Origin of the sequence: Thalassospira indica (assembly GCF_003403095.1) — a bacterium.
Taxonomy (GTDB): domain Bacteria; phylum Pseudomonadota; class Alphaproteobacteria; order Rhodospirillales; family Thalassospiraceae; genus Thalassospira; species Thalassospira indica.
Window position 1 is genome coordinate 1937413 of the sequence record NZ_CP031555.1, and the last position, 12370, is coordinate 1949782.

The 12370-nt window shown below is 53.7% G+C and carries 11 protein-coding genes; 2 read left to right on the forward strand and 9 right to left on the reverse strand.

Features of this window, described 5'->3' with window-relative positions; genetic code table 11:
- Positions 1–171: 171 nt before the first annotated feature.
- Together DY252_RS09135 and DY252_RS09140 are read left to right on the forward strand one after the other, a co-directional pair.
- Positions 172–1023 (forward strand): 5'-nucleotidase, lipoprotein e(P4) family, encoded by an 852-nt coding sequence (locus tag DY252_RS09135; protein ID WP_064790791.1) that lies wholly within the window; start codon positions 172–174, stop codon positions 1021–1023.
- Between the two features lie 158 nt (positions 1024–1181).
- A complete protein-coding gene (locus DY252_RS09140; protein ID WP_064790793.1) occupies positions 1182–2102 on the forward strand; it encodes a DMT family transporter in 921 nt (306 codons plus the stop codon).
- A gap of 15 nt (positions 2103–2117) precedes the next feature.
- On the opposite strand, the gene DY252_RS09145 is transcribed toward DY252_RS09140, so the two are convergent.
- From DY252_RS09145 to DY252_RS09190, 9 genes are all read right to left on the reverse strand, one after another.
- On the reverse strand, positions 2118–2867 hold the full coding sequence (locus DY252_RS09145) for a DUF4336 domain-containing protein (protein WP_064790796.1): 750 nt from the start codon (positions 2865–2867) through the stop codon (positions 2118–2120).
- A 38-nt stretch (positions 2868–2905) separates the two neighbouring features.
- Positions 2906–4038, reverse strand: a protein-coding gene (locus DY252_RS09150; RefSeq protein ID WP_086013190.1) for an IS3 family transposase whose coding sequence is annotated in 2 segments (ribosomal slippage) — positions 2906–3789 and positions 3789–4038 — 1134 coding nt in all. Because the reading frame shifts where the segments join, the coding sequence is not laid out codon by codon here.
- A gap of 196 nt (positions 4039–4234) precedes the next feature.
- A complete protein-coding gene (locus tag DY252_RS09155; protein ID WP_064790017.1) occupies positions 4235–5356 on the reverse strand; it encodes a hypothetical protein in 1122 nt (373 codons plus the stop codon).
- Positions 5357–5424: 68 nt separating this feature from the next.
- Positions 5425–6846, reverse strand: a complete 1422-nt coding sequence (locus DY252_RS09160; RefSeq protein ID WP_064790018.1) for an FAD-binding oxidoreductase — start codon at positions 6844–6846, stop codon at positions 5425–5427.
- 12 nt (positions 6847–6858) lie between these two features.
- On the reverse strand, positions 6859–7854 hold the full coding sequence (locus DY252_RS09165) for an L-threonylcarbamoyladenylate synthase (RefSeq protein WP_064790195.1): 996 nt from the start codon (positions 7852–7854) through the stop codon (positions 6859–6861).
- A gap of 426 nt (positions 7855–8280) precedes the next feature.
- The gene (gene cysQ, locus DY252_RS09170) at positions 8281–9096 is read right to left on the reverse strand and encodes a 3'(2'),5'-bisphosphate nucleotidase CysQ (protein WP_064790020.1); all 816 of its coding nucleotides are present in this window, start codon (positions 9094–9096) and stop codon (positions 8281–8283) included.
- Between the two features lie 111 nt (positions 9097–9207).
- Positions 9208–9591, reverse strand: coding sequence for a DUF2750 domain-containing protein (locus DY252_RS09175; protein WP_064790021.1), 384 nt, complete (start codon positions 9589–9591; stop codon positions 9208–9210).
- A gap of 5 nt (positions 9592–9596) precedes the next feature.
- Positions 9597–11063: an AmmeMemoRadiSam system protein B gene (amrB, locus tag DY252_RS09180; protein WP_064790197.1), complete on the reverse strand. Its 1467-nt coding sequence runs from the start codon at positions 11061–11063 to the stop codon at positions 9597–9599.
- Between the two features lie 228 nt (positions 11064–11291).
- On the reverse strand, positions 11292–12131 hold the full coding sequence (locus tag DY252_RS09190) for a HEPN domain-containing protein (protein WP_064790022.1): 840 nt from the start codon (positions 12129–12131) through the stop codon (positions 11292–11294).
- Positions 12132–12370 lie beyond the last annotated feature (239 nt).

Genomic DNA, 12370 nt, shown 5'->3' on the forward strand with positions numbered 1-12370 from the left:
AACAGCGGGTCCGCCAAGGCGTTGGCGGCTTTGTTAAACCGATTGCAAAAGCCTTTTTCCAATTGATTCTGGAAAAAGGCTTTTTCTTTATCGCACTGCGGTGGCATGGTTATGAAATCCTGACTGCATGGTCAGACGCAATGCGTCGGGAAATCAACAGGGAGACTACACATGACCTTTATCGCAAAATCATTTGGCGTTGCTGCCATTGTTGCGACCAGTGCGCTTTGCGCGTTCGGCGCCCAGGCAGAGCCGGAACAGAATGATGGCCTGAACGGCACACTTTGGCTGCAAACCTCGGTCGAATACAAAACGACCGCCATGTCGGTTTATGCCGGTGCCACCCGTTTGCTTGATGCGGCCATTGGCGATCACAGCTGGACGGCAGCGCTCGAGCAGGACGGCAATTATATGACCAAGCCGCCGGCGGTTATCCTTGATGTCGATGAAACGGTTCTCGATAACTCCGCCTATCAGGCATGGGTTGTCACCGACAAAACCCATTACAGCTCCAAAACCTGGGCGGCCTTTGTGCACGACATGATTTCCACCCCGACGCCGGGCGCGCTGGAATTCACCAAGGCGGCTGCCGCCCGTGGTGTTGAAGTCTTCTATGTCTCAAACCGCAAGGCACCGGAAGAAGCACCGACCATCGAAAACCTCAAGAAATATGGCTTCCCCTATGCGGATGAAAAGCATGTCATGCTTCGCGGTGAAGTCGAAGAATGGGGCTCGAACAAAACCCCGCGCCGGGCGGCTGTTGCTGAAGATTACCGTGTGATCATGCAGTTTGGTGACAATTTCGGTGACTTCACCGATGAAATCGATGGCTCGATTTCTGATCGTCTCGCTGTCATGGAAAAATACGGCAATTACTGGGGGGAACGCTGGTTCATGCTGCCAAACCCAAGCTACGGCTCATGGGAAGAAGCCGCCTTCGGTGGCGATTGGGGCAAGTCGGGCGACGAACGCCGTCAGGACAAACTCAATGCCATGACCCCGTGGGCAGGCCCGACCGAGTAATCCTTGCCGCGTACTTACGTTAAAGGGCGTCCCGACCGGGGCGCCTTTTTTATATCTAACCTTCTGCGCGACCTCCGGGGTTCATCTTTGCCGTGCAATGGTGTTAGGGTCATGCATCAGGCTTTAACCGCTTTGCACGCGCCACCACGCAGGATGTTATGAAAGCGACTGCCGCCAACGCCGCCACCCCGCACCGTGATCGTGTCCCACTGGCTGTCGGGACGATCATTTTTACCGTTTTCGCCCTGTCACTGGGCGATGCGCTGATCAAGCAATCGAGCGGCCAGTTCGTCATCTGGCAAATATTCGTCATCAGATCGGCAATCGCCATTCCCTTTCTGGTGGGCTATCTGGCAATTCGTGTCCCGTCGGCCTTGCGCCTTGGTCATGCTTTTGGCTGGACCACGTTGCGCAGCCTTTTGCTGGTCGTGATGTGGATTTGCTATTATCTGTCCCTGCCGCATCTGACCCTGTCGGTGGCGGCGGCAACCTATTACACCTTGCCGATTTTCATCACGCTGTTTAGCGCCATCACGACCCGAACCAAAATCAGTAAAACAGGCTGGCTTGCCGTCGTCATCGGCTTTGCGGGTGTGCTGTTTATTCTGCGTCCGGATGCCGGAAACTTTAATGGTTATGCATTGCTGCCACTGTTTGCGGCCATGCTGTATGCGGTGGCGATGATCTTGACCCGCACCAAATGCCGGGACGAACATCCGATCAAGCTCTCGCTTGCGCTGAACATCGCCTTTGTTGCGGTCGGGGCGATTGCTGCGCTGGTGATCAGCCTGCTGTCTGATGATATGCGCGATGGCTTCCTTCTTGCCCCTTGGAGCACCATGAACCTAACCGGCTTGGGCACGATGGCGCTTCTGGCGGCATCCATCCTGATCGGCAGCATCGGGGCCGCCATTGCCTATCAAAACGGCCCGCCCGCCATGATCGGCACGTTTGATTTTGCCTATGTCGGGTTTTCGTTTGTCTGGGGTGTGGTCTTCTTTGCCGAAACCCCCGATGCTCTGTCTCTGATCGGCATTGTCCTGATTGTCGGGGCAGGGGTGATGGCGCTTCGCCAGTAACCGGGATATCGCCAGTTACTTCAAAACCCAGGAAAAGGCACGCTCAAGCTCCGCCACCGCATTGGTGTCGTAACACCGCCCATGCGCCAGAACGACGTAGTCCGGGTTCCAGTCAATCATGGTCAGGACCGCCTTGCGCACGCTGTCCTTATACCCGGCAAAGGTCAGGCGCATGTCGCGTGGCGTGCTGCCATGCGGGTCCATGGTGCCAAACAGCCTGACCATAAACCGCCAGATCGGGCTTTTGATTTTAGGCGCTTCGAAGTTTTCGATCAGGTCGGTCAGGATCAGGGTTTTGGACTTGCTGTGGAAAAACACCGCCTCATTGAGGTAACTGCCCCGCACCAACACCTGTTCGATTTCACCGGCCCACTCAGACTCCGGCGTATCGGCAAGCTCCGCATCAAACGCAACCGCAATCCCGACCGATTTGGCGCGTTTGATCACACCGGGTGCACAGAACGCCTTTGCATCCGGATAGGCCTTTTGCCAATCGGGCACCCCGGCATAATGGATGGTGTTGGGCGCAATCACATAGGCAACCTCGCCCAGCGCATCGACCTCGGCCTTAAGCGCCTCGGTCAGGCGGATCGGCGAATGGACAAACAGTTTACCGCTTTGAAGTCGGATGATTGTCATCCGGGTCGGGAAGGGCAGCTTAAGCCCGGCATACTGAAACCCGATGATCGGGCCATCAATCACCCAGACATCCTTGGCAATTTGTTTGGGCGTATCAATTGGGGCATAGGTATCGACAGAGAACATGTGTGAATAGCCCCTGGAATTGTAGACACCCGGTTTGATCAGATTTTTCGTCTTTCGAATTCGACGGGTGACAACATCCCGTTGGTACTATGTTTGCGCTTCGGGTTGTAGAACATTTCTATGTAATCGAAGACATCCTGACGTGCCTCATCCCGTGATTTATAGACCCTGCAGCGGATGCGTTCGCGTTTAAGCAAGTTGAAGAAACTTTCGGCAACAGCATTGTCATAACAGTTCCCACGGCGGCTCATACTATGTTCAAGATTGTGCTGACGAAGGAAAGCGGCCCAGTCGATGCTGGTATATTGGGAACCCTGATCAGAATGGATCAGCACCCTGTTCTTTGGCTTACGCCGCCAGACGGCCATCAGCAAGGCTTGCAGAACAACCTCTGTATCTTGTCGCTGCTTCAATGCCCAGCCAACCACCATGCGGGAATAAAGGTCAATTACGACGGCAAGATACGCAAATCCTTCCTGTGTCTTGATATAGGTGATATCGGTCACCCAAACGGTATTTGGTCTGGCGGTATCAAACTGCCGATCCAGTTTGTTGTCAGCGACGACAGCCGGTTTGCCGCCATATTTGCCGGGACGCTTCTTGTAACCGATCCGGGCGCGTATGCCTGCATTGCGGGCCAGTCGGGCAACACGGTTCGGACTGCAACTCTCTCCCATATCCAGCAGATCATCATGGATTTTGCGGTAGCCATATACCTGACCGCTGTCTTCCCATATCTGGCGAACAAGCGCGGTCTGCCTTTGATCTTCCAGAAACCGGGCGCTGTGTGGTTTCTTCTGCCAGGCATAAAAGCCACTGGGATGAACCTGCAAACACCGGCACATGGTGCGCACCGAGTAGACCCGGCGATGCTGGTCAATAAACGCGTACCTCATTTTGCATCCCTGGCGAAGTACGCGGTTGCCTTTTTTAGAATATCGCGCTCCTCGGTGATCCGCGCGAGTTCTTGCTTCAGGCGGCGTATCTCGGATGATTGTTGATCAGCTTCAGCAATCGTATCAGGGGACTTGCTGAACTTCTTCTTCCACACATACAGGGAATGTGTGCTGACACCGAGACGAGCAGAAACTTCCGCTACTGAGTAACCTCGTTCTGTAATCTGGCGAACGGCATTGATTTTGAACTCATCGGTAAAATGACTCTTGGGCATCGTAAACTCCTTGCCTCACTTTATAAGTGATGGGGTGTCTACAATTCCAGGGGCTATTCAGTGGGGCTCTAGCGGCTTGGGCTTAGCAGATGAAGCAGGTAGCAAAGCTCTGTAGTTCGGGTGGTTGGGAAAGCGTCGTCTACACAAGCGTAATAGAGTCTCTTGCGAGCATTCGTTATAACATTATGAGACTTTGTTAGTATCTGCGGCCCTGCGCTATCCCTTGTAATAAGAAGTGTTTATAGGGATCTACACCTGCTTGTTGGACATCTGGATTCAGCCGATAATAACGATATGCGGAAAATGGTAGCTTAATCAGGTTATTTCCAAGCGCTGCTCGGATAAGAGCAGTCGTAAGCTCGTCGCGTTCTTCACTGGTTGCAAAGTTTGTGAAATCTTTGCACACGTGGCGTTCCTGATAGAGGCGATCCGAAAGGTACTTTTCAGAAAACACAGCTTCCAAGGATGAGTCCTCTGTGATCATTGGTTTCGCGATTTTGGTGCTCGATTCAAGTGTTTCGCTGAGAATGTAGTGTCTTAGGTCAGCATCAAGGACAAACGGAACCTTTCTTTTGGGGAGGTCGAGTATATTGTTCAGGTGAAATTCCATGCCACTATTGTGCTCCCCGCGTCCGAATTCTTGCTGATATTTGATCAGATGTTCTAGCAGTGCAGGATGCGTAGAAACATTTAAATGGGGTGCCGGTGCGCTATCCAATTCAAGTATTTCTTGAAGGCGCTTGAACGGGTTTTGCTGCAATTCAATCAGATGAATTTTTGATACATTGGGCAAGTTTCCCCATCTCTCGGCCAGTTCGGCAAATTTGACCATGCCGATTCTTTTCTTCGTATCTGCTTCAATTGTATTGCCAGTCCATACGCCCCATTGCCACCAGGCACTATTGAGCAAGTCAATTGGAGAACGCACGACGAAAATGACTTCGACCTCAATTTCTGCTTCCTTGAAAACATGGGAGAGATCAAAAGATCGTATTTCTTCTGCCCAGGCCTCAAAGCTTAAGACCGCCACTTCATTTTCAGCTAAACGATCTCTTATATTCTTAAATGTTTGAACTGCGTTGTTGTAAAAAGCTCGAATTGCGCAACTGCAAACATATCCTGATGGACTGCTTTGATGCGCCAGAAGCAAGTCCTCACCGGAGACGATTTCACCGCCGGGACGAATGCAAAAGTACCTGTATTGCGGGCCCGATGAGCTTTCATGTTCAGGAACAACGGAAAAGTTTTGTCCAAAATACGCTTGGATGCTCGAGCTCGCGCATTTTCCAGATCCGATATGAAGGATAAACTTTTTCATCTTGTATAATTCTCACAAAATCTTGGTAACGAAGAGCGTTACATTTGAAAAATATCCTAGATGTGAGATTACCGGAATGAAATGACTTTATCCGGATTTAATCTATTTTTCCCGTCTAGTGCCCGTTTTATATCTTTCAGAAGCCGAAGCTTAACGGGATCAGCGCGCAGCGCGAGCTCGTCACGTTTAAGCTGCCCGATGCCGTGCTCGGCACTGATCGATCCGCCAAGCTCGGTGACGATGTCGTGAATGACGCTGTTCAGGCTTTGCCACTCTGCAAGGTAGCGCTCCTTGTCCATGGTGGCAGGCTGGGTGAAATTGAAATGGATATTGCCATCGCCGACATGGCCAAACGGGCAGGGGCGAATGCCGGGAATAAGCGCATCTGCCGCCGCCATGCCGCGTTTCAGAAGGTCGGGCACTTTCGAGATGGGCACCGACACATCATGCTTGATCGATCCGCCTTCAAAGCCTTGCGCCTCGGGGATGCCTTCGCGGATCGCCCAAAGGTTTTCACGCTGCGCTTCGGACTGGGCAAGGGTGGCATCAGATGCAAGACCAATCTCGACCGCCTGTCCCAACAGGTCCACCAGAAGCGTTTCCAGATCATCATTCGGGCGTGACGAGGTCAGCTCGATCAACACATGCCAGTCTGTCTTGGTCGCAAGCGGGCGCGTCAGGCCCTTAAGATACGTTACCGACAGATCATGGGCGAAACTGCTGATCAACTCAAACGCCGCAATCGCATCGCCGGTATGGCGGCGCGCCAAGGCTAGAAGATCAATCGCACATTCCGGCGATGGCACGGCAATCCAGGCGGTGGCGATGTGTTTTGGCTGGGCAAAAAGCTTCAGCGTCGCCTTGGTGATAATGCCAAGCGTGCCTTCCGCGCCGATAAACAAATCGCGCAGGTCATAACCGGTATTGTCCTTGTGAAGCTTCGATAGCCCATTCCATACCGCGCCATCGGGCAGCACGACCTCAAGCCCAAGGCAAAGATCACGCGCATTGCCATAGCGAATAACGTTCAATCCCCCGGCATTGGTCGCAAGGTTGCCACCAATCTGACAGGTTCCCTCGGCACCCAGTGACAGCGGGAAAAGCAAATCGTGCTCCTCGGCGGCTTCCTGAATGTTTTGCAGGATCGCACCGGCTTCGACAGTCGCGGTAAAATCACGCTCGTCAATCTCGATGACGCGGTTCATGCGTTTGAGGTTGATCAGGACCTGCTTGCTATCGGCAACTGCCCCGCCGCAGCGCCCGGTATTGCCACCCTGCGGCACAATCGCGATGTCATGTGCGGCACAAATGGCAACCGCCTTGGCGACTTCTTCGGTACTGGCCGGAAACAGGATGATCTCGGCATGGCCTTCAAACTTGCCGCGTGCCTCTGCGTTGTGGGCGGCCAAAACGTCGCTTTCCATGCTGAAACCTTTGGGTCCCAGCAGGTCCTTTAATTGGTCAAGTGCGGCTTCTGGCAGGAACGACATGGCGCTGTTCCTTTACTTGGCATCATGCGGCGCGCGTGGGGCGCTTGCGCGTTTCAGGCGGTCATTGATCGCAATGCCCAGTCCCTTATCGGGGATCGGTGCAATCGCAATCCCGGCAAAGTGGCTCTGATCGGCTTCATGCAGCTTGGCAAACAGGTTGGCGGCGGCCTCGATATCATTGCCCGATTTCGACAGCCAAAGAACCGCATCAAATCCCTTGGTATTGCAATCGCCAAAGCCGAGCAGGACCTCATCGCCATATTTCGCCGGATCGGCGGAGGTGGCCTCAAGCCGCACCGGCAGGCCCGGTGCATAATGGCTGGTCATCATGCCGGGGCTTTTGGGCGCGGTGTCATCGCTTTCTGCCATGACAACATCCGTACCCAGCAGTTCTGAAACCTGATCGGCTGTCACTCCGCCGGGGCGCAGCATCACCACCCGATCCGTGGTCAGGTCAATCACCGTACTTTCCAGCCCGACACCGCACGGCCCACCATCGAGGATCATGCCAATCGCATTACCCAGCGACTGCGCAACGTGGGCGGCGGTGGTCGGGCTGATCTTGCCCGATCGGTTGGCGGACGGGGCGGCGACCGGGCGACCTACCGCGCGCAACAATTCACGCGCCATCGGATGGGCTGGAACCCGCACGGCAATGCTGGGAAGACCGGCTGTGACCAGATCACAAACATCACTGTCCGCCTTGCGCGGCAAAACAAGGGTCAGGGCACCCGGCCAAAAGGCCGCGGCCAGCTTGTCGGCGCGGTCATCAAATTCGGCATGTTTGGCGGCCGCATCGCGGTCGGGAAAATGGCTGATCAGCGGATTAAAGCTCGGCCGTTTCTTGGCGGCATAAATCCCCGCCACGGCATCGGCGTTGGTTGCATCCGCGCCCAACCCGTAAACCGTCTCGGTCGGAAAGGCCACCAGCTCGCCCGCGCGCAGCTTCGCTGCCGCCTGACTAAGCGCGCCTTCGGAATAGGGGCGGATGGTAAGGGCAGGGGACATCAGGCATTCCATGAAAAATACAGCGCTATGAAATACCTAGCGATGATGCAGTGCCATGACAAGGAAGAACGGGCTGCATTGTCTGTATGGCAGACAAAAAACAATCGCATATTGGATTGCATATGCCCAAACAGCGCAGAGCCGCCATAAAGAATGGCGGCTCCATTTTACGCTCTAGCCTCATCTCGCCCCGCGGTGGTGAGACAAGACCGCGTCGCCGTGATTCCGGCGGCTATTTACGTCACCTACACTCTGTGTGGCGATAAGGAATTGATAGCGCAAAACATCCGGAAAGTCAAGAAAACTGCGGTGTATAGCAGTTGTAAGCTTTCGCGAAAAATGCTTGTTCCGTCCGTGTTGCAGTGCGCAAAGGACAAGCCGCTGATGCGGCTTTGAAATTCGCCTTTGATCCCGCTCTGCGAAGGATTAATCCTGATAGGTTACCGGCACCGATGGGCTGCGCGCGATGAAGAACGGGTTGCGGAAGTCGGCCTTGCCATAAAGGAATCGCGATCCGTCCATATTTTCAACCACACCACCGGCGGCTTTCAAAACCGCATGCCCCGCGCCGATATCCCATTCCATGGTCGGGCCAAGGCGGGGATACAGATCGGCTTCGCCCGCCGCAACAAGGCAGAGCTTGAGCGAACTTCCCGCCGGGCGCAGTTCCTTGACTGCAAGATCACCCAGAAACGCCTTCATCGCTTCCGGATCGCCGTGGGATCGTGATCCGACGACAACAACGCCATCCGCGGGCATGTCACGGACAGAAATCGCGGTGGTCTTGGTTTCCAGATCACCCTCGATCAGTTTCGCACCATCTGGCCCGCCGTAATACAGCTTGTCGATTGCCGGGGCATAAACCACGCCCAGAACCGGCGTGCCTTGGGCGATCAGCGCGATATTGACCGTGAACTCGCCATTGCGCTTGATGAATTCCTTGGTGCCATCCAGCGGATCGACCAGCCAGAAAAAGTCGGTATCGCCATTCACATCGGGCACATCACCCTTGGCGGCACTTTCTTCCGACACGATTTTAACATCCGGGGTCAGGGCGTGCAGGCCCGGCAGGATCACGGCCTCTGCCGCATCATCGGCCTCGGTCACCGGGCTTGCGTCATCCTTCGAACGCACTTCAAAATCGGTCTGATAGATGGCCATCATCGCCGCACCTGCCTTGCGGGCAATCTCGATCAATCCGTTTTCAAGGGCATGTGCATCGGCGGGCAGGGCAATGGTCATTGGGTACTCATTTGTTTGGCGTGAATGTCTGATGGGTTTTGGATAGGGAATTTTCCGCCCAAGGTCCAGTCCGGCTTTACCCAATGACGTTCTTTTAGGATTGCCGTCTTCTCAGCTTTGGTTGCCAAACCGTTCGTCCATGACGTCCTTAAGGGCTGCCATCAAGTCATTGCTGAGCTGATCGGGGCTGACCACGATGGCGGGCAGGGCCGGGGTCGGGCAAATGCCCGCCATGATGTTTTCGGCCCGCCATTGCACCATCAGGCTTTCCATCAGTTCCACAAGCGTGATCGCGGTCGGCACATGGTCGCTTTGGATGCCCGCCGCAAAGCTTTTGGCCTCATCACGCAGCGCAAAGATCGGGCAGAATTTGTCTCCGGTCGCGGTTGTTTGCAGCAACCAGCCATTATGATACAGCGCCCAGACACCTTCCCATTCCGCCACCTCGGCGATGAAATCGGCATAGCGCGTATCATCTTGTGTCTTGCTTGCCATGGCGTTTAATCCTGCTGATCCCAGAACCCGCTGGGGCGGACGTCTTTGGATGAAATCCCTCGGGTAATAAACCGCTCTGCGCGCATATGTGGGGACCAGTGATCCATCGGCAACCCCGCCTTGCGTTTAAGGTAGGCCAGAAAGTCTTTCGGGTCCGGCAGCTGATCCCAAACCTGCGGCAGGAACAATCCCCGCCGGTTGCCATCAGATAAAATAATCCCGTCCTCAAACGGGGTCAGCTTGCCAATCAAATCGGCCTCGCCGTCAAACGCGAACGGGGCGGGTGGCGACAGGACTGAAATCGAAAGCTCCAGATCATCATTGATCTCACTTGGTGCCAGCCCGGCAAAGCGCGGATCGCGGAACGCCGCCTTGAACGCGTTCTCGCACAGGTCGGTTGCAAGCGGCGCGTGGGCCATTACCGACCCGATGCAGCCGCGCAACTGCCCGGCTTTCTTGAGCGTCACAAAGCATGCCCCCGGTGCCGACAGTTCTGGACCAAACTCATTAGGCGAAACCTGTAACGGCGCCCCGGTCTCGATCCCATGCAGGATCGATTGCCGACACAGACCCAGCATCTCCGCCCCATGCGCCTTGATCAGATTTTCGGTCGCCTTGGTGAAATCAGTCTCGTCATCCTCAGCCATATCTGATGCATCCGCCTGATAAATCGCCCAGGCGCCATAGCCGACCACGCGCGACTTGTCACCCGTCACATCGCCGGAATTGCGCATACCCAGCGTCTTGATCTTCATGGCGCGATTGCGCGCCGCCATCAGCATCCCGGCAACAGGCAACGCACCACAGGCATCACTGGTGTCGATATTCTCGGCATCGAAATTCTCGATCATCGCTCGGGTACGGTTATCCATGCGCTGGGCGGTGTCATAATCATGGAAATGCGACAGATCCGATGAAATCACGATCAGGGTTTCCGGCCCGCCCCAAAGCTTTTCGATCACCTCATGCACCTGACGCGGGCTGCACCGGCTGACCAAAAGCGGCACAATGCCGATATCCGCCCCCTCGCCAAACAGGCGCTGAATAAACGGCAATTCAATCTCAAGTCCGTGCTCAAGCGTGTGTGCTTCGTCCAGCATCTGAACATGCGGCAGTGAAAGGGCTGATTGCAGGGCGGGCAAATCACAGCGCATCGACCCAAGTGGCGTCGCAAACTGATCAGCGCGCGCCAAGGCAATCCCCTGAAACGCCATGCGATGCGCCGGGCCAATAATCACAATGCGTTTGACCGTGTTTCTAAGCGCGCGCACCGTGGCAAAGCCAAGGGCTGCGAGACTACCCGAAAACATCAATCCCGCGTGCGGCACAATGATCGCCTTCGGGATCGCCGATCCCGATACAGCGTCTGAATGCAGGGCCGCATCCAACAACCCGTCAATCTCGCTGCGAAGCAAGTCGGCATCGGCCGGATAAAACGTCCCGGCAACAGCAGGCGGGCGGATGATGGACATAATATTTCCAATCGCATGACTTCCTTTGAAAAAGATAGCGATCAGGACTAGATTTTCAAAGAGGAAGCTTTGCATTTGGAAAAAGCTGATGACTGATCCCGCGATCAACACCGACACCGTCCCCGGACGTTACTGGCACCATCTTTAGGATGGCCGCATTCAATGCGATGTCTGCCCGCGCTTTTTCAAGCTCAAAGTCGGGCAGCGGGGCTTGTGTTTTCTTTATGTTTAATTTTTTTCGAAAAATCGTTCTAGGCTACCAGAGTAGGGTAATCTAACCATTTCCCTGAATACCTCATGTAATAGTAATTCGAGTTTTCGAAAAATATCTTCGAACAATTCCTTATCAAGACGTCCGTCGTGAATGAGATTGCACCTCAAACCGTAAAGCCGCCCAATTCCGATATTTCTCTCTATTTCGTCTATCGTGCGGCCGGTAATCTTCTCAATGAGTTCTTTCAGTTTCTTAATGTTTGAGGTGCCGTCCATTGGGTATACTTCAAACGCAGTCCACAGCATCAAGAACTTTTCTTCACTTGGGTCGAAGTCTAGAGACCTTCGGTAGAATTTTGACATTAAGGTGAAGCGCTGAAAAGTTTTAGAATCTCCAGAAAATTTTGCATAAAGGTTCCGAATTTCATCTGCTAAAAATTTTGAGTCAATCTGCTCGTATTCTGCTGCTCTTGTAAATGCGGAAATGGCCATTTTGGAGCCAGCGAGCGGGCCGCGATAAATTTGTTCAAAGAAAAATTGAGGCTGATACAGGAAAGAGACCGCAGTGATTGTCCTATCCAAATATCCGTTTAACTCTTCCAGCCCCTCAATGCTCCCATCTTTGCTCTGAACAGAGAGAATTAAGTAGTTATGGCCTTTAGGTAAATGTAAATTGCCGAGTTCAACCAGTTTATCAGATTTCCCAAGTACGTGGATGCGCGTGTGTTGTTTAGGAATCTTGAGGTCTACTGGCCCTGAAACTAATTCAATTTTAACCGGGTGAACTACGATCTTAGGTAGAGGTGGCTTCAGTGATCGAGATTGGAAAACCGCTATTTGTGTATAATAGGCCATACGCTATCTCCCATTTTCGGATTTCTTGGTTTTTGCGTATTTCGGTCATTGTTTAGTAAGGGATTTAATCTTAGGGTTGAAATATATGCTTGTGTTCCTATGTTCGTGTCGAAAATTTGATATTAGTGTCAAACAAAGAGAGTCCGTTTGTTTGTTTGCGGAACTCTTCGACGGCAAAGTGTATTCCTTGATGCCAGTTCATGCCAAAGTGGGTGTCCTCCGCTTCCAATGGGAACTCG